Genomic DNA, 17,750 nt, shown 5'->3' with positions numbered 1-17,750 from the left:
AGGAAGCAGGAGCACATGGTCACGTTCGTTGATCGAGTGACATTGCACCTGCGCGCCGGCAACGGCGGCAACGGTTGTGTGTCGGTCAAACGAGAGAAGTTCAAGCCGCTCGCCGGCCCCGACGGGGCGAACGGCGGTAACGGTGGCGACATCGTCCTCGTCTCCGACCCCCAGGTCACGACGCTGCTGTCGTACCACCACTCGCCGCACCGCCACGCCACGAACGGCGGCTTCGGCATGGGCGATCACCGGTCCGGTGCCAACGGCGAGTCGCTCGAACTGCTGGTTCCGATCGGCACGGTCGTGAAGGATCCCGACGGCACGGTGCTCGTCGACATGGTCGAGCCGGGGATGCGATTCATCGTCGCCCCGGGTGGCCGCGGGGGGCTCGGCAACGCCGCGCTCTCGTCGGTCAAGCGCAAGGCTCCCGGGTTCGCGCTGCTCGGCACGCCCGGGTGGGAGGGGGACGTCCTCCTCGAGCTGAAGACCGTCGCCGACATCGCGTTGGTCGGATTCCCGTCCGCGGGGAAGTCGAGCCTCATCGCCGCTCTCTCGGCGGCCCGCCCGAAGATCGCGGACTACCCGTTCACCACGCTGCATCCGAACCTCGGTGTCGTCCAGGCGGGCGAAACCCGATTCACCGTCGCCGACGTTCCCGGCCTCGTCGAGGGCGCGAGCGAAGGAAAGGGGCTCGGCCTCGAGTTCCTTCGCCATGTAGAACGCTGCACCGCCCTGGTGCACGTGCTCGACTGCGCGACCCTCGAGCCCGACCGCGATCCGCTGTCCGACCTCGACGTGATCCTCGCGGAGCTCGCCGCGTACCCGGTTCCGGACGGCCAGGTGCCATTGCTCGACCGGCCTCAGGTCATCGCGCTGAACAAGATCGACGTGCCCGAGGGTAAGGAGCTCGCCGAACTCGTGCGTCCCGATCTGGAAGCGCGCGGTTACCGCGTCTTCGAGATCTCGACGGTGAGTCGTGCGGGCCTGCGCGAGCTCAACTTCGCGCTCGGCGAGATCGTCGAACAGCACCGCATCGAAACGGCGAACGCGCCGGTACCCGAGCGCATCGTCATCCGTCCGCGCGGCTCCGAGAAGGAGTTCAGCGTGCGCGTCGAGGGCGGCACGTACGGCAACCTGTACCGGATTCTCGGCGAGAAGCCGGTGCGCTGGGTGCAGCAGACCGACTTCCAGAACGAAGAAGCGGTCGGGTTCCTCGCCGAGCGCCTCGACCGGCTGGGTGTGGAGACCGAGCTCTTCCGCGCGGGGGCTGTTCCCGGGGCGACGGTCGTCATCGGCGAGGGCGATGGCATCGTGTTCGACTGGGAGCCGTCGCTGTCTTCCGCCGCGGAGCTCATGACGGCGCCGCGAGGAACCGACCCGCGTCTGTTCCAAAACGATCGTCGGACGACGTCCGAGCGACGCGAGCGCTATCACGAGCGGATGAATGCGAAGGCGGAAGCACGCGCCGAGCTCGAAGCGGAGCGTGTCCGCAAGGACGACGCGTGACGGCCCGCACGCGCGCCGAACTCGCCGGCGCGCGTCGTGTCGTGGTGAAGGTCGGGTCGTCGTCGATCAGCGGTGAGAACGCCGCGAAGATCCAGCCGATCGTCGAGGCTCTCGCGGCCGCGCACGGACGAGGCACCGAGGTCGTCCTCGTCTCGTCGGGCGCGATCGCGACGGGGATGCCGTTCCTCGAGCTCGACAGCAGGCCGACCGACCTGGCGACCCAGCAGGCCGCCGCGGCAGTCGGACAGAACATCCTGATCTACCGGTATCAGGAGTCTCTGCGCCCATTCCGGATCGTCGCCGGGCAGGTGCTGCTCACCGCAGGAGACCTGGAGAACCCGACGCACCGCTCCAATGCGCGCCGCGCGATGGAGCGGCTCCTCGGGCTCCGGATCCTGCCGATCGTTAACGAGAACGACACGGTCGCAACCCACGAGATTCGCTTCGGCGACAACGACCGGCTCGCGGCGCTCGTCGCGCAGCTGATCGGCGCCGACGGTGTGGTGCTGTTGAGCGACATCGCCTGCCTCTACACCGCGCCCCCGGATGAACCGGGCGCGCGGCCGATCCACGAGGTCTCCTACGGTGACGACCTGTCGGGCTATCAGTTCGGCTCGGTCGTGGTGAACAGCGTCGGTACCGGGGGAGCGGCGACGAAGGTTTCGGCCGCGCGCCTCGCGGCAGCGTCCGGAATCGGCGTGCTCGTCACGAGCGCCGACCTGGTGCACGAGGCACTCGCGGGCGGCCCGGTCGGTACGTGGTTCGAGCCGAATCCGACACCGTTGTCCGTGCCCGCGACCGGCCCCGTGGGAGTGGCTCGCTAGACTGGCGCGATGACGCAGGCCATCGCCACTCCGCTCGCTTCCGCTGCCCCGGCCACCGCACGCGAACGGATGCTGCGGGCGAAGGATGCGGCCCGCGAGATCGCCCTTCTCGATGACGCGAGCAAGCGCGATCTGCTCTACGCGATGGCCGACGCGATCGAGCGTGCGGTCGACACCGTCGTGGCGGCCAATGGCGCCGACCTCGCCCGTGGGCGGGAGACCGGGTTGAGCATCGCCCTGCAGGATCGTCTGACCCTGGATGCGGGGCGCGTAGCCTCCCTCGCGGCGGCCGTCCGCGACGTGGCAGACCTGCCCGACCCGGTCGGACGGGTGCTGGAGCAGCGGACGCTTCCGAACGGGCTCGACCTGACGAAGGTCGCGGTGCCGTTCGGTGTGGTCGGATCGATCTACGAGGCCCGGCCGAACGTCACGGTCGACATCGCGGCGTTGGCGCTCCGCTCGGGCAACTCCGTCGTCCTTCGCGGGGGATCTGCCGCCGAGCAGACGAATGCCGCGCTGGTCGCGGCGATGCGGGAGGCGTTGGCCGCATCCGGGGTCGATCCCGATGCGATCCAGACGCTCGATGCGTTCGGACGCGAGGGGGCGAAAGAGCTCATGCAGGCGCGCGGGATCGTCGACGTTCTCGTGCCGCGGGGGAGCGCCCAGCTGATCGAGACGGTCGTGTCGGAATCGAGCGTGCCGGTCATCGAAACCGGTGCCGGCGTCGTCCACGTGTATCTGGATGAGACGGCACCGATCGAGCGCAGCCGCGACATCGTCGTCAACGCGAAGGCGCAGCGGCCCAGCGTCTGCAACGCCGTGGAGACCGTGCTGGTCCACGCCGCCGCCGCCGAGCGCATCGTGGGTCCCGTCGTCGAAGCGCTGCAGCAGGCCGGCGTCACTGTGCACGGCGACGATACGGTGGGCCGCTTGGCGCCCGGTATCGTGCCCGCGGAGGAGAAGGATTGGGAGACCGAGTACCAGAGCCTCGATGTCGCGATAAGGGTCGTCGATGATCTCGACGGGGCGTTGGAACACATCCGGCGTTACTCGACGCATCACACCGAGTCGATCATCACGGATGATGCCGCGGCGATCGATCGCTTCCTCGCGGAGGTCGACTCCGCCGTCGTGATGGCGAACGCATCCACCCGCTTCACCGATGGTGGCGAGTTCGGCTTCGGCGCCGAGGTCGGCATCTCGACCCAGAAGCTCCACGCGCGCGGGCCCATGGGTCTTCGCGAACTGACGAGCACGAAGTGGATCGTGCGCGGCGACGGTCAGGTCCGCGGCTGAACGCTGAGTGACTAGACTGGGGCACGACGCGGACGCGCCCCGCTGAACCGAACGGAGATCCCGATGAGCTTTGCCACGACCCTCGCCCTCCTCGCAGAAGAGGCCGAGCACCACGGCAACGTCGCTCTCGAGACCGTCGGCTTCGGCGTGATCGCGTTCATCGTCTTCAGCTCCCTGGCGCTCGTCACGTTCTCGTACCGCAACGTGTCGAACCGTCACGCGCACAAGGCGAAGGCGTACGCCGAGAAGCACGCGGCGGATCTGCAGCCCACCGGCCACGGACAGGGCCACTGACGGGCTCCGCGATGACCGCGGATCGACCTCCGCGTATCGGCGTGATGGGCGGCACCTTCGACCCCATCCATCATGGCCACCTCGTCGCTGCCAGTGAAGTCGCCACCTCGTTCGATTTGGACGAGGTGATTTTCGTGCCCACGGGTCGTCCGTGGCAGAAATCGACCGTCTCCCCGAGTGAAGACCGCTACCTGATGACCGTGATCGCGACGGCATCGAACCCGAGTTTCAGCGTGAGCCGCGTCGATATGGATCGCTCGGGGCCGACCTACACGATCGACACCCTGCGTGATTTGAAGACGCAGCGCCCGGATGCGGAGCTGTTCTTCATCACGGGAGCAGACGCCGTGGCGCAGATTCTCAGCTGGAGGGACCATGATGAACTGTGGGACCTCGCCCACTTCGTGGCCGTTTCCCGTCCCGGGCATCCCTTGAGCGCAGCAGGCCTGCCGGACGGCGAGGTCAGCTTGCTCGAGATCCCGGCCCTGGCGATCTCGTCCACCGACTGTCGGAACCGCGTGCGTAGCGGGCAACCGGTGTGGTACCTCGTCCCCGATGGGGTCGTCCAGTACATTGCGAAGCACCACCTCTATCGGAGCAAGGCATGAGCAACCCTGAAGATTCCCGCACGCCGCCGTTGACCCGGCGGCAGATGCGCGAGATCCGGAACACCGGATCGACACCCATCGTCACGCCCGACATGGCAGCGGCCGACGAGGCCGAACGCGTGCCGGTCGAGCCCGTCGAGGCGCCGGTAGCGCCCGAAGAGCCGACCGCAGCCGAGTCGTCCGCGACGGCCGATGAGGCCCCGGTCGCGGACACTGTGGCCCCGGCGAACGAGTCGGCGCCGGAGAAGACGCCGCCGGCGGCCCCTCTCGCCCGTGAGGCTGCGCCCTCCGTGGTGCCGCCCGCGCCGCGCTCCGACGCGAGCGTCGATCTCGGCGTCTCGCCGCTCACCCGCCGCGCCGCGCGCGAGCAGGAGCGCATCCGCACGGCGTCCATTCCGGTCATCACGCCGGATGCCCCCGCGGCCCCTGTGGCTGCACCGGCGGGCGCTGCATCCGAGTCCCCCGCGGAAGCGCCGGCGACGGAGGCCGACGAGCCGGAGACGGTGACGCGCACGATCGCGGGCCTCTTCGATGCGGTCGACGACGAGCGTCCCGCCGACCAGACGCCGCTGCTGACCGCGGAAGCCGCTCTGCAGGAGGACGACGCGCGCGAGAATGCGGAGCACAAGGGCGCGGACGCCGGAGTGTTCGCTCCGGAGCCCGCCGCCACGGTTTCACCGCAGCTCGGCTCGGCGTTGCTCGAGGGCGCTGCTCCCGAGGTGGAACTTCCGCCGTCGTTCGATCACCTGCTCACGCGCGACAGCGCGTCGACCGGCTCGTCGATGGCGCCGAACGCTCTGATCCTGTCGCAGACGCCCTCGACGGGTTCGCTCACATCGCCGATCGCGGCGACGGGCGAGGTGCTCATCACGGGTACCTTCGCGCTTCCCGAGGGACTCGGTTCGCACGGGCACGCGCCTGGAACGACCGACGGCAAGGAAGCAGACGCCATCCTCGTCGACGGTGAGCTTCCGGCCTCCTCTTCCCCTACTCCGATCGCGGCCAGCGCCGCGATCAGCACCGTCCGCAGTGCGGACGAGATCATCCGTCCGCCGGCTCCCGAAAAAGGCAGCCGGCTCATGCTCACCCTTGCGATCACGGCGGGCGCTCTCGCTCTTGCTCTGGTGGGCGTCCTCATCCTCGCCGTGGCGACGGGAGCTTTCGCATGACCGCAACATCCGCAGGTATCGACGCATTGCAGATCGCCGCACGCGCGGCGGACTCGAAGAGCGGTGAAGATCTGGTGGCGCTCGACGTCTCCGAGCCGCTGCCGCTCGTTGACATCTTCCTGCTCGTCACCGGACGCAACGAGCGCAATGTGGCCGCGATCGCCGATGAGATCGAGGAGCAGCTGCTCGAGGCAGGCGTCAAGCGTCTGCGTCGCGAGGGCCGCCAGGAATCCCGCTGGGTCCTGCTCGACTTCGGTGATCTCGTCGTGCATGTCTTCCACGAGCAGGAGCGTGTGTTCTACGGGCTTGAGCGCCTGTGGAAGGACTGCCCGACGGTGCCGATCGAGCTCCCCGAGCGCGCGACCACCGACTGACGCGCCCCTCGCGAGCGCTGTTCCTCGCGCGTTTCGTTGCCTTCGCGACGACACGCGCGAGCGGTGACGCGGGTTTCGAGGGGCCGTCTCGGATGTAGTACGCTAGGGGGGTTGCCCCGACAGGGGCGAAGGTTAAGGGCCTGTGGCGCAGCTGGTAGCGCACCTGCATGGCATGCAGGGGGTCAGGGGTTCGAGTCCCCTCAGGTCCACCCACGAGGAACCCCGGTCAGTCGCTGACCGGGGTTCTTTTAGCGTTCGGTGGGGGCGGGTCAGGACTGTGCTGCCGCGAGCTCCTGACGGACGATCTCGGCGCCCGCGCTGAGCGCGCTGAGCTTCTGGAGTGAGACGTCGCGGGGGAGCGGTGCCATGCCGCAGTTCGTGCTCGGGATGAGGTTGTCCGCGTCGACGAAGGCGAGTGCTTTCCGAAGGGTGTCGGCGACGTCCTCGGGACTCTCGATGCGCTCGCTCGCCACGTCGATGGCGCCGAGCATGACCTTCTTGCCGCGGATGAGCTCGATGAGGTCGATGGGGACGTGGGAGTTCTGGCATTCCAACGAGACGATGTCGACGGTCGACCGTTGCAGAAGCGGGAAGAACTCCTCGTACTGGCGCCACTCCGCCCCGAGGGACGCTTTCCAGTCGGTGTTCGCCTTGATCCCGTATCCGTAACAGATGTGGACGGCGGTGTGGGCGCGCAGTCCTTCCGTGGCCCTCTCGAGCGTCGCGACACCCCAGTCCTGAACCTCGTCGAAGAAGACGTTGAACGAGGGTTCGTCGAACTGGATGATGTCGACCCCCGCAGCCTCGAGCTCTTTCGCCTCCTGATTGAGGATGGTCGCGAACTCCCACGCCAACTTCTCGCGACTCTTATAGTGGCGGTCGCACAGCGTGTCGATCATCGTCATCGGGCCGGGGAGCGCCCATTTGATGGGCTGGTCCGTCTGTTGGCGGAGGAATTTCGCGTCCTCGACGAAGACGGGCTTCTCCCGGCTCACGGCGCCGACGACGGTCGGCACGCTCGCGTCGTAGCGATTGCGGATGCGCACGGTCTCGCGCTGCGCGAAATCGACGCCGCTGAGGTGCTCGATGAACGTCGTGACGAAGTGCTGGCGGGTCTGCTCACCGTCGCTGATGATGTCGATGCCACGCAGACGCTGCTCCTGGACGGCGCTGCGCAACGCATCCTGTTTGCCCTCGGCGAGGGACGCACCCTCCAGTTTCCACGGAGACCAGAGTGTCTCCGGCTGTGCGAGCCACGACGGCTTCGGCAGGCTGCCGACGATGGAGGTGGGCAAGAGCGTGTGCATGATCGATGTCTCTCCGCTGTTCATCGGACGACGGGCGCGGGGTAGTTGGCGGCCCACTGCTCCAGCGCTGTCCGGTGGGGGGTGATGAAGTGTTCCTCGGTGTACTTGCCCTGCGTCGCGGCGAGCCGATTTCGCTCGTCGCGGTCGTAGGCGATCTCTGTCGGCGTGTAGTCCTGCCCCTCCAGACTCGGTCGATAGAGGTGCGCGGCGGAAGAGTTCGCGTTGTAGATCTCCGGTCGGTAGATCTTCTGGAACGTCTCCATGGTGCCGATCGTGCCGGCGAGCTGAAGGTCGGAGTAGTCGTTCGGGAGATCACCGCGGAAGTAGAACGCGAGGGGCGCGACGCCTCCGGGGGGCATGAAGTATCGAACGCGCAGCCCCATCCGCGCGAAGTACGCGTCCGTCAGGGAGTCGTCATCCTGCAGGTACTCGACGCCGAGCACCGGATGGCGATAGTCGCCCCGGCGGTAGGTCTTGCTGGTGGAGACGCTGATGCAGATCACCGGCGGCGTCAGGAACCGTTCCCGGTACTCGGGCGACTCGAGGAAGTGCTGGAACAGCTTGCCGTGCAGCTCGCCGAAGTCATCGGGCACCGTGAAGGTTCCTGCGGCCGCCGTCGCCGCTGGCAGGCGGATGCTGAAGTCGTAATCGCGGACGTAGGACGAGAAGTTGTTCCCCACGATCCCGTGATGGCGTTCGCCGGTCCGGTGGTCGACGATATGGACGTCGAGAACCTCGAGCAGCGGGAAGATCTGATCCGCGCCTGCCGCAGCGAATTTCACCTCGACCGAGACGATCTCGAGCTCGACTCCGTATCGGTCCCGGTTCGGGTTGTCTTCGGGTGCGAGATCGTTGAATCGGCGGTCGATCATCGTCAGGGCGTTGCGGAGATTCTGCCGGCGGTGCGCGCCTCGGGCCAGGTTGGCGAAGTTCGTCGTGATCCGTGAGCTGTCGGACGGAGCGTAGTCCTCATCGAAGCGGGTGGTGGTGATGTGGAACGCGAAGTCGTTCGCCATGAGCGGCCAATCCGGTGGCTGGTCGGCCGGGCTCGGCCTTGCGGAAGTCTGTCGCTCCATCGTGCAGGCCCTCCGGAACTATCGAGTAACTTGGCCAGGCTATGCGGTCCTATAGGTTCTATCTATGGCTCGCGGATCAGGAGCAATCACGCTCCAGCAGTTGCATTACTTCGTCGAGGTTGCTGCGGAGGGATCCATCAGCGCCGCGGCCGACCTGCTCTACGTCTCGCAACCGACGATGTCGGCGGCGATGAAGGACCTGGAGGCGCGGGTGGGCCACGCCCTTCTCCTGCGCTCGGCGCGGGGCGTGACACTCACCGCCGAGGGGGCCGAGTTCCTCGGCTACGCGCGGCAGGTCACCGAACAGGTGGCCCTCCTCGAGCAGCGCTATCTCGGTCGGCCGCCGTCCCGTCGCCTGCTCGGCGTCTCGGCACAGCACTACTCGTTCGTCGTCGACGCGTTCGTTCGAATGGTGAAGAGTAGCGGCGCAGCCGAGTACGAGTTCTCGCTCCGGGAGACCCGCACCTGGGACATCATCGAAGACGTCCGCACGCTCCGCAGCGAACTCGGCATCCTCTACCGGAACGACTTCAACCGGAACGTTATCGACAAACTGCTCCGGGACTCCGGGTTGATCTTCCACCCGCTGTTCCTCGCCGAGCCGCACATCTTCATCTCCCGGAACAACCCGCTCGCCGCGCGGGAGCGCGTCACCCTCGCCGACCTCGCCGACTCGCCACGACTCACCTTCGACCAGGGTGCGAACAACTCGTTCTACTTCGCCGAGGAGATCCTTTCGACGCTCTCGAGTGCGCAGGAGATCCGGGTCTCCGACCGCGCGACGATCTTCAACCTCATGATCGGACTCGACGGCTACACGATCTCGACGGGCATCATCAGCGACGACCTGGACCCCGAGATCATCGCCATCCCGCTCGACATCGATGAACGGATCGAGATCGGCTGGATCGGCCACTCCGCCATCCCGCTCACGGAACAGGCGGAGCGTTATCTCGCCGAACTGCGCGCCGTCGTCTCAGGGTTCGGAGTGGTTCTGCTCGGCTAGCTCCGCGCCGCTCAGACCTCCCGCGTCTGCGCGTCGTCACCCACTCGCGCACGACGAGCCCGCCCGTACCCGTAGGCCCACCCCGCTGACGTAGAGAACGCCACGATCGCGACCGCGACGAACGCCGCCACCGGATTCTCCAGTCCGGTGAACACCCCGGACTGTGCGCTCCACGCCAGGACAGCGACGACGAATCCCACGCCGACGATCGCGCCGAGCGCGGCGAACGCGCCGAGCGCGGCGAACGCGGCGACATGGATGCCGGGACTCGCCACATAGCGAAGTCGCTGCTCGATCGCCCGCGCGATCGGCGCCATGATCACGGTGACGATGGCCGAAACGATCGCCGATCCGACGATGTAGAACACGAACGCCAACATCTCCAGTGACGCGTACGTGCCGCTGGGTGGGTTCACGATCGTGACGGCGACCAGCAGACCGACGACGATGAGCATGAATACGCCCCACGCTGCCCACGCACCCCGCCACACGTCACGCCAGGTGAACGCCATCAGTGGCTGCGGTGCGTTGTCGACAGGCGTTGCCGTGCCCGACGGCAACTCCGGCCGGGAAGACTCTGCATCAGCATCCATCGTGATTCCCCTCGTTCGAACGATCGCGATCGCTGTCGTCTCTCATTCTGCGACGTCTCCCCGGTCGGAAGGACGAGTCCACGCCGGGGCCCGGGATCAGCGAAATCCGGGGTCAGCACTGCGGCGGCTCGCGATGCACCGGAGGCCGCTGGCGCTACGCCGGTCGCCTGACCAGGTGGTTCAGTCGCTCCGACATCAGCAGGCCGAGCGCAGCGAGCGCAGCGAGGAACACCGGGAAGATCCAGAGCCCGGAGGCCGTCGACATCGCGCCGAACAGCGGCGGGGCCACGGTGGAACCCGTGTAGGCCGCCGCCATCTGGATGCCGATGATGGCCTGCGAGTTCCGACGGCCGAAATTGACCGGGGTGGAGTGGATGATCGCGGGATAGATCGGCGCGCACCCGAGGCCGAGAGCGACGAGCCCGATCAGCGCCCCCGCATCCGTACCCAGCGGAAGCATCAACAGCACGATTCCGAGGCCGACCGTCACGAAGCCGCCGCGGATCATGTTCCGATCTCCGACCCGGTCGGCGAAGAACCCCGCGAGAAAACGCCCCGCGGTGACGCCCAGGAGGAAGAGCGATGCGAACGCGGCCGCGGTGGCGGGAGCGATCTCCCGCTCGGTGACCAGATACGTCGAGGCCCACAGGATCGCCGTGCTCTCGAGCGCGCAGTAGGCGAAGAACGCGGCCAGAATGGCGGGGACCCCCGGGATGCGCAGCACCCGACCGAGCGGGACGTGCGCCCCGCGCGTCTCGGGCTCGTCGTCGTCCGACTCAGCGGGTCCGGCACTGGGCGCGAGAGGGTTGACCTTGCCCCAGAGAGGAAGGCTGACGAGCAGCACGACCGTGAGCACCGCCTGCGCGATCCCGATGACGAGATAAGCGCCCGTCCAGCCCGCGCCGGCAGTCAGGGCGTAGCTCATGATGAACGGGCTGATCGACGCGCCCAGGCCCCAGCACCCGTGCAGCCAGTTCATGTGGCGGGCGGCGTAGTGCACGGCGACGTAGTTGTTCAGCGCCGCGTCCACGGCACCGGCGCCGAGGCCGTACGGAATGGCCCACAGGCACAGCATCCAGAACGAACCGGACATCGAGAAACCGAACAACGCCGCCGCGGTCATGCCCACGCTGACGGCTGTCACGGCACCGGCACCGAACCGGCGGGTCAGGCGCTCTGACGCGAGGCTCGACACGATCGTGCCGACCGCGATGATCGTCGTGACGATCCCGGCAAAAGCGACGGGCACGTCGAGGTCTCGCTGCATGACGGGCCAGCCGGCGCCGATCAGTGAATCCGGAAGTCCGAGGCTGACGAAGGCGATGTAGATGATCGCAAGCAGAAGGGAGTACACGGGTCCGGGAGTTGCCCTTCGATCAGCGGTCCGGAGCGTCAGCGGACACGCCGTCGCTCGACGCACGGAGCCCTCGCGGCCGCACGCACGGGACGTGCGCCTTGCGCGCACACCCCGACCATCATCTCGTACCGGCCTCCGCGAGAGCGACCGGCAGGGCGGCAGCGGTCCGCCGCCGAAGAGTCGTCCTGCGGGATGTGGCCGGACGATGTCACGACTTTTGACGGATGCCCGCGCTGGTTCGCGCTCCGAGACTGAACCCACGCGTGATCACGTCGAGACAGGAGTACGGAATGGAACCGTCCGAGAGCGCCGCCCCTCATCATGAAGCCCCGGTCCTGGGGAATCCGGACCTTCCGCCCGAGGGCGAGATCAACACGCGTCAGCACCCGCAGAGTCGCCAGATGAACGGACCGCAGAACACGGTTCTCGCAAGTCAGTTCCCGAACCAGATCGATGCACCCGGAACCGACATCAGCACCCAACCGTTCTTCTGGTCGTCCTTCAACATCTCGCCGCGCCGCGTGCAGGACGGCGGCTGGGCCCGGGAAGTGACGAAACAGGACTTCCACATCTCGGACGAGATCGCCGGAGTCAACATGTACCTGCAGGCGGGCGGCATCCGCGAATTGCACTGGCATCAGACCGCGGAATGGGCGGTGATGACGCGCGGAAAGGCGCGGGTCACGACGCTGAGCCGCAGCGGTGCCCCGAGCGTCGAAGATGTCGAGGAAGGGGACGTGTGGTTCTTCCCCGCGGGCACGCCGCACTCCCTTCAGGGCCTCGGGCCCGACGGCGCCGAATTCGTCCTCGCGTTCGATGACGGCAATCAGTCCGAGTCCAACACGTTGCTGCTGACGGACTGGTTCGCGCACACGCCCCCCGATGTGCTCGCGAAGAACTTCGGCGTGGCGCAGGAGGTCTTCACCGACATCCCGCTGCACAACCTCTGGATCTTCCTCGGCGACGAGCCGGGGGATCTCGCCCAGGACCAGGCGGACGCCGGCGTGGAATGGGGCGCGGCGGAGCCCATCATCTTCCGGCTCTCGCGGTCGCAGCCGCGGCACAAGAACAGCGGCGGCAGCATCCAGATCGCGGACAGCACCAACTTTCCGCTGTCGAACACGGTCGCCGCGGCCCTCGTCACGGTCGAGCCCGGATCGATGCGGGAACTGCACTGGCATCCGAACGCCGACGAGTGGCAGTACTACCTGCGCGGGTCGGCACGGATGACGGTGTTCAACACCGGCCCGCACGCGAACACGACCGATTTTCGAGCGGGCGACGTCGGGGTCGTGAAGAAGAATCTCGGCCACTACATCGAGAACACCGGCGGAGACGTTCTGCAGTTCCTCGAGGTGTTCCGCACCGACAGGTACGAGGAGGTGTCGCTCGCCAACTGGCTCGCGCACGTGCCCCCGTCGCTCGTGGCGGCCCACCTCAACATCGACGAGGCCACGCTCGCGACCTTCCCGCGCACGTCGCAGGGCATCACCCCGCTCCGCACCTGATCCGAGGTGCGAGGCGGACGCCGACCGATGACGTCCCGCGGTCAGAGGTCGGCGGATGCGGCGGCGATGGCCGAAAGCAGCGCGCGCCGGAGGGGTTGTGCGCGTGCGGTGAACTCGCGCTGGGCGGCGACGTAATCGGCTTTGCCGGATGCGGTCTCGATCGGCACCGGCGAGTATCCCCAGGCGCTCAGGTCGTAGGGCGATGCCCGCATGTCGAGCGTGCGGATGTCACGGGCCAGCTCGAACGCATCGAGAAGCACTGTGCCCGGAACGAGGGGACCGAGCTTGACGCTCCACTTGTAGAGGTCCATCCCCGCGTGCAGACAGCCGGGCTGCTCGCGCTCGGGTTGCGTGAGGCGATCCAACGGCGTCCGGTTGCGGGGGACCGCATCCGGGGTGAAGAACCGGAACGCGTCGAAGTGCGTGCAGCGGATGTCGTGGGCCTCGACCACGTCGTCGGTGCCGCGGCTGCCCAGGCGCAGCGGCACGTCGTGTCGGGGGGAGTCGTCTCGATAGATCATGGCCCACTCGTGCAGGCCGAAGCATCCGTACGAAGCCGGGCGATCGAGTGCCCCGCGGAGGATGGCTCGCACCGCGCGGAGGAGAACGCCGCGTTCGGCGACGTACGCCGGGGCATCGACGCGCAGGATGTTTGTATCGGCGCGGTACCACCGCCACGCCGCGCGCGGTGAATCGGTCGCGTCGGCGAGGGCGACCCCGATGCCCGGGTGCCAGCGCCGGAGCACCGACGGCTTGTACGAGTAGTACGTGTAGAGGAAATCGTCGACCGGGTGCGTTTGCCCGCGCGATGCGCGCGCACGTCGACCCGCGGTCAGGGCGTCAGCGCGATCGGTGTGCGCGGACTCCTGCGCATGCCAATCCGCACGCGACAGCACCGTTTCCGTCGCGGTCTCCACCGGTTGAGGATACGTCGTGTGCGCCGTGCGCGGCGCTCAGCCCTCGGTCGCGACCGGCTCGATCAGGTCGGGGGAGTCGTTTCGCACGTTGCCCACGGCGGCGGAGACGGGGTAGTCCTCGAGCGTCTCGGCGACGTCGGGAGCCGCGTCGTGGGCCGCATCCAGGACGTCGCCCACGTTCTCGGTGTCGGTGTCGAGCCACGCATCGGCGAAGTCGGCGTCGAGGAACAGCGGCATCCGGTCGTGGATCGAACCCAGGTGCCCGATGGCGTCGCGGGTGAGGATCGTGAACGAGAGCATCCACTTGTCGGCGGCATCGTCTGCTTTCGCCGGGTCGCGCCACCACTCGTACAGCCCGGCGAAGAACATCGGTGAGCCGTCGGCGGGACGGATGAAGTGCGGCGTCTTCGTGTCGCCCGTCACCTTCCACTCGTAGTACCCGGTGGCGGGCACGACGGCCCGGCGCTTGATCAACGCCTGCCGGAACATCGGCTTCTCTTCGAGTTCTTCGGCGCGAGCGTTGAAGGCCCGCGCGCCCACCTTCGGGTCTTTCGCCCAGGACGGCACGAGCCCCCAGCGCGCCGGCTCGAGACGCCGCGTCGGGGGGTCGGTCTTCGCCGAATCGAGCACGATCGCGGCCGTGCCGGTGGGGGCGATGTTGTACGAGGGCGGGGGGAGTTCAGGGTTCTCGATGTCGACTCGGAGGACACCCACGAGTTCGGACCCGACGTTGGCTACGACGAAACGACCGCACATGCTGCCGACCCTACGCCGCACCGCCGACATCGTTCAGAACGCCGACTTCGCCGAGCCGCTCCAACAGGTGCGCGCCGTCGCCGCCGGTGACCCAGGGCACCGACGCAGCCGAATGGTCGTCGACGGTCGATCGGCCACCGGCGAGCACGGCCTCGGCGGGCGTGAGCTGGCGGATGGCGACGGCCGCGACCTGCGCGGGATGCGCACTCGCGAACGCCGTGTAGATCTGTTCGTCGTGCTGGCCGTCATCGCCGATCAACAGCCAGGTGATGTGCGGGAACTCCTGCGCGAGCCGGTTCAGGTTCGAGGTCTTGTGCTCCTGGCCGCTGCGGAACCATCGGTCGTGCGTCGGTCCCCAGTCGGTGAGCAGCATGGCGCCGGAAGGGAAGAGATGGCGCCGCAGGAAGCGCGCGAGCGTGGGCGACACATTCCACGCGCCCGTGGAGAGGTAGATGACCGGCGCCCCGGGATACTCCGCGACGACCCGGTCGAGCAGCACCGACATCCCCGGAACGGGCTGACGCGCGTGTTCGTTCAGAACGAAGGAGTTCCACGCGGCGAGGAAGGGGCGCGGAAGAGCCGTGACCATGACCGTGTCGTCGACATCCGACACGACACCGAAGGTGGTGTCGTCTGCGACGACCAGAACACGCAGTCGTGTCGACTCGCCGTTCTCGACGCGGACGCGGAGGTCTTGCCAGCCGGGCGCGAGCGTTGCCGGAAGCACCGTGTCGACGACTCCGCCGCGATCGGCGACCACCTCGTGGTCTACCCCATCGATCGTGACGACGACCTGGGCGAAACCCACGGGAACCGCGGCGAAACTCCGCCACCCGCGCACGCCCGAGTAGTCGCCGTTCCGGCCGCGCGCGCCGCGCGGCGGGATGACGACGCGCCCGAGCACTCGCACCCAGCTCTGGGAGCCGTACCCCGGGAAGGCGCTGACCGTCGGCGTCAGACCGCGCGCGCGGGCGCGGCGTTCCCGCCAGGAGTGGAACCGACGTTCCAAGCGGGCGAGCCAGAGAATTTTGACGGGCAGGGCGGGTCGGGAAGATTCGGCCACGGCCTCAGTCTTCCATGTCTCCTCGCGCCCGCGTCGCATCCGGGGCGTGGTCCGCATCCGGGTCCGTCATGTGTCGGCGCTCGACGCGTTCGATGACCTTCTTCGCGATGAAGATCAGAACCAGGAACACGACGATGATGCCGACGAAGATGTAGCCCGCGAAGTGGATCTGATCGGCCAGCTCGCGATACGTGCCCGCGGCCGCGGCGGCTATTCCGATGTACAGCGTCGCCCACAGGATGCAGGCGGGGGCCGTCCACGCGAGAAAACGCCGGTACGAGTAGCCCGTCATACCGACGGTCAGGGGAACGAGTGAATGCAGGACGGGCAGGAACCGGGAGAGGAAGATCGCCGGACCCCCGCGCCGTTCGAGGTACCGCTCCGACCGGCGCCAGTTCGCTTCGCCGATACGGCGGCCGAGGCGCGACGCACGGATCGCAGGCCCGAGCCACCGCCCGAGGAAGTAGCCGATGCTCTCACCGAGCAGCGACCCCACGACGACGGCCACTCCGAGCAGAATCCCCTGCAGCGGGGTCTCGACCGCGGTGCCCGCAACGATCACGACGGTGTCCCCCGGAACGATGAGTCCCACGAGGATGCTCGTCTCGAGCATGATGGCGATCCCCGCGAGGAAGATGCGCAGCCCGGGGTCCACCGCGCTGACCGCGTCGAGGATCCAGGTGAGCACATCGTTCACAGCACGAAGCCTAGGGCGTGCCGCATCGATAGCCTGGGAGAGTGCCCGCCGCTGCCACGCCCGTCCTGCTCGAGGATTGGATCGACCCCGCGCGGGTGCACGCGGCCTTCCTCGACGCGTCGCACACCTTCTGGCTCGACGCGGGACCGAGTGCCACGACGGGTTGGAGCTGGGTCGGGATCGGATCACCCGCGGATGCGGCCGAGCTGCGGCGCACACCCCTCGAACGCCTGCACAGCGACGGCGCGGTGACGGCCCGGGGAGCAGCGCCGGACGCACCGCATCGCACGGGCGGACCCTTCCGCGGCGGCTGGGTGGGCTGGCTCGGGTACGAATCCGGAGCATCCGACGCCGGCGCACCGGTCGCCGCCGACGACCTTCCGGCCGAGTCGTGGATGCGCGCCGACACCCTCGTCGCGTTCGACCACGCCGCGCGGAGCGTCTGGATCGTCGCGGGCGATGCGGATGCGGTGACGCGCCGCATCCGCATCGCTCCCGACGCCGACGTTGCCGCGCCGCCGTCGGCGCCGGTCACGGCCGCCGCGCGCGTGGGCGCGGACGACTACGCCCGCCTGATCGAAGACTGCCGTGCGTCGATCGGTCGGGGCGAGGCCTATCTGCTGTGCCTCACGACGCGGTTCACCGTGCGCGGCGACATCGACCCGATCGCGGCGCACGCGGCGCTCCGTGCGGCGTCGCCGTCGCACCACGGCACGCTCATCCGCACCGGCGATGTCGCGCTGGTGAGCGCGAGTCCGGAACGCTTTCTCGAGGTCGCCGACGGGATCGTCCGGACCCGCCCCATCAAGGGGACACGGCCGCGCGGGGCGAGCGCGGACGACGATGCGGCGCTGGCGGCCGACCTGGCGGCCGACCCGAAGGAGCGCGCCGAGAACGTGATGATCGTCGACCTGATGCGCAACGACCTCGCACGCGTCTGCGATCCCGCGACGGTGACGGTCGAGCGGCTCCTCGACATCGAGAGCTACGCAACGGTGCACCAGCTGGTCAGCACCGTCGCGGGTCGGCCGCGCCCGGGCGCGACCGTGGGCGACCTGTGGGCGGCGACGTTCCCAGCCGGGAGCATGACCGGCGCGCCGAAGCTCTCGGCGATGACGATCCTGCATCGTCTCGAGGAAGAGGCGCGAGGTGCGTTCTCGGGATGTTTCGGCTGGGTCGGCGAGGACGGACGGCTGGATCTCGCCATGACGATCCGCACGGTCGTGACCTTTCCCGGGGGCGCGTACGTCAGCGCCGGCGGCGGAATCACGTGGGCGTCGGTGCCCGCGGCAGAGGTCGCAGAAGTGGCGCTCAAGGCGTCCGCTCCGCTGCGCGCGATCGGCGCGACCCTGCCCGAAGACTGGGCGAGTCGGGGTCCGGTAACCTGAAAGACGCGCAA

At 68.2% G+C, this 17,750-nt stretch carries 18 protein-coding genes and 1 tRNA gene; 11 read left to right on the top strand and 8 right to left on the bottom strand.

Annotated features, from left to right (window positions below; all coding sequences use genetic code 11):
* Window positions 1-15: 15 nt before the first annotated feature.
* From obgE to LQ938_RS08340, 8 genes are all read left to right on the top strand, one after another.
* A complete protein-coding gene (obgE, locus tag LQ938_RS08375; protein WP_223721050.1) occupies window positions 16-1,506 on the top strand; it encodes a GTPase ObgE in 1,491 nt (496 codons plus the stop codon).
* Window positions 1,503-2,330, top strand: coding sequence for a glutamate 5-kinase (gene proB / locus LQ938_RS08370; RefSeq protein ID WP_223721051.1), 828 nt, complete (start codon window positions 1,503-1,505; stop codon window positions 2,328-2,330). The genes obgE and proB overlap by 4 nt, the downstream gene beginning before the upstream one ends.
* Window positions 2,331-2,339: 9 nt before the next feature.
* Window positions 2,340-3,626, top strand: a complete 1,287-nt coding sequence (locus LQ938_RS08365) for a glutamate-5-semialdehyde dehydrogenase (RefSeq protein WP_223721052.1) — start codon at window positions 2,340-2,342, stop codon at window positions 3,624-3,626.
* A 63-nt stretch (window positions 3,627-3,689) separates the two neighbouring features.
* Entirely contained in the window at window positions 3,690-3,920 is a 231-nt protein-coding gene (locus tag LQ938_RS08360; RefSeq protein ID WP_223721053.1) for a hypothetical protein, read from the top strand.
* Between the two features lie 11 nt (window positions 3,921-3,931).
* Complete coding sequence (nadD, locus tag LQ938_RS08355) at window positions 3,932-4,528, top strand: nicotinate-nucleotide adenylyltransferase (RefSeq protein ID WP_223721054.1); 597 nt, start codon at window positions 3,932-3,934, stop codon at window positions 4,526-4,528.
* Complete coding sequence (locus LQ938_RS08350) at window positions 4,525-5,697, top strand: hypothetical protein (protein WP_223721055.1); 1,173 nt, start codon at window positions 4,525-4,527, stop codon at window positions 5,695-5,697. The genes nadD and LQ938_RS08350 overlap by 4 nt, the downstream gene beginning before the upstream one ends.
* Window positions 5,694-6,071 carry a ribosome silencing factor gene (gene rsfS, locus LQ938_RS08345; RefSeq protein ID WP_223721056.1) on the top strand — a complete coding sequence of 126 codons (378 nt, stop codon included), beginning with the start codon at window positions 5,694-5,696 and terminating at the stop codon, window positions 6,069-6,071. The genes LQ938_RS08350 and rsfS overlap by 4 nt, the downstream gene beginning before the upstream one ends.
* 136 nt (window positions 6,072-6,207) lie before the next feature.
* Window positions 6,208-6,280: transfer RNA gene (locus LQ938_RS08340), tRNA-Ala, on the top strand.
* 60 nt (window positions 6,281-6,340) lie between these two features.
* On the opposite strand, the gene LQ938_RS08335 is transcribed toward LQ938_RS08340, so the two are convergent.
* Both LQ938_RS08335 and LQ938_RS08330 read right to left on the bottom strand, forming a co-directional pair.
* Window positions 6,341-7,378 (bottom strand): methionine synthase, encoded by a 1,038-nt coding sequence (locus tag LQ938_RS08335; protein WP_223721057.1) that lies wholly within the window; start codon window positions 7,376-7,378, stop codon window positions 6,341-6,343.
* Between the two features lie 20 nt (window positions 7,379-7,398).
* On the bottom strand, window positions 7,399-8,394 hold the full coding sequence (locus tag LQ938_RS08330; protein ID WP_223721622.1) for a putative oxygenase MesX: 996 nt from the start codon (window positions 8,392-8,394) through the stop codon (window positions 7,399-7,401).
* A 124-nt stretch (window positions 8,395-8,518) separates the two neighbouring features.
* On the opposite strand from LQ938_RS08330, the gene LQ938_RS08325 reads away from it, so the two are divergent.
* Entirely contained in the window at window positions 8,519-9,460 is a 942-nt protein-coding gene (locus tag LQ938_RS08325; RefSeq protein WP_223721058.1) for a LysR family transcriptional regulator, read from the top strand.
* Between the two features lie 11 nt (window positions 9,461-9,471).
* Here LQ938_RS08325 and LQ938_RS08320 read toward each other — a convergent pair whose 3' ends face one another.
* Together LQ938_RS08320 and LQ938_RS08315 are read right to left on the bottom strand one after the other, a co-directional pair.
* The gene (locus LQ938_RS08320) at window positions 9,472-10,053 is read right to left on the bottom strand and encodes a hypothetical protein (RefSeq protein WP_223721059.1); all 582 of its coding nucleotides are present in this window, start codon (window positions 10,051-10,053) and stop codon (window positions 9,472-9,474) included.
* 154 nt (window positions 10,054-10,207) lie between these two features.
* Entirely contained in the window at window positions 10,208-11,407 is a 1,200-nt protein-coding gene (locus LQ938_RS08315) for an MFS transporter (RefSeq protein ID WP_223721060.1), read from the bottom strand.
* Between the two features lie 404 nt (window positions 11,408-11,811).
* Between LQ938_RS08315 and LQ938_RS08310 the strand changes: the two genes are divergently transcribed.
* Window positions 11,812-12,918, top strand: a complete 1,107-nt coding sequence (locus tag LQ938_RS08310; RefSeq protein WP_223721061.1) for a cupin domain-containing protein — start codon at window positions 11,812-11,814, stop codon at window positions 12,916-12,918.
* A gap of 41 nt (window positions 12,919-12,959) precedes the next feature.
* On the opposite strand, the gene LQ938_RS08305 is transcribed toward LQ938_RS08310, so the two are convergent.
* Genes LQ938_RS08305 through LQ938_RS08290 form a run of 4 tightly spaced genes read right to left on the bottom strand, consistent with a single transcriptional unit; the run spans window position 12,960 to window position 16,351 of the window.
* Window positions 12,960-13,835 (bottom strand): 3-methyladenine DNA glycosylase, encoded by an 876-nt coding sequence (locus LQ938_RS08305; RefSeq protein WP_223721062.1) that lies wholly within the window; start codon window positions 13,833-13,835, stop codon window positions 12,960-12,962.
* A 36-nt stretch (window positions 13,836-13,871) separates the two neighbouring features.
* Window positions 13,872-14,591 (bottom strand): SOS response-associated peptidase, encoded by a 720-nt coding sequence (locus LQ938_RS08300; protein ID WP_223721063.1) that lies wholly within the window; start codon window positions 14,589-14,591, stop codon window positions 13,872-13,874.
* Between the two features lie 10 nt (window positions 14,592-14,601).
* Entirely contained in the window at window positions 14,602-15,693 is a 1,092-nt protein-coding gene (locus tag LQ938_RS08295; RefSeq protein ID WP_374197461.1) for an App1 family protein, read from the bottom strand.
* Window positions 15,659-16,351 (bottom strand): DedA family protein, encoded by a 693-nt coding sequence (locus LQ938_RS08290; RefSeq protein WP_223721065.1) that lies wholly within the window; start codon window positions 16,349-16,351, stop codon window positions 15,659-15,661. The genes LQ938_RS08295 and LQ938_RS08290 overlap by 35 nt, the downstream gene beginning before the upstream one ends.
* Window positions 16,352-16,392: 41 nt before the next feature.
* Here LQ938_RS08290 and LQ938_RS08285 point away from each other — a divergent pair, with 41 nt between their 5' ends.
* Complete coding sequence (locus tag LQ938_RS08285) at window positions 16,393-17,739, top strand: anthranilate synthase component I family protein (protein WP_223721066.1); 1,347 nt, start codon at window positions 16,393-16,395, stop codon at window positions 17,737-17,739.
* The last annotated feature ends 11 nt before the right edge of the window (window positions 17,740-17,750 follow it).

The sequence above is a fragment of the Microbacterium sp. cx-55 genome, from assembly GCF_021117345.1.
Classification (GTDB): Bacteria; Actinomycetota; Actinomycetes; order Actinomycetales; family Microbacteriaceae; genus Microbacterium.
Note: the sequence above shows the minus strand (reverse complement) of the source record. Positions and strands in the feature narration are given on the sequence as shown.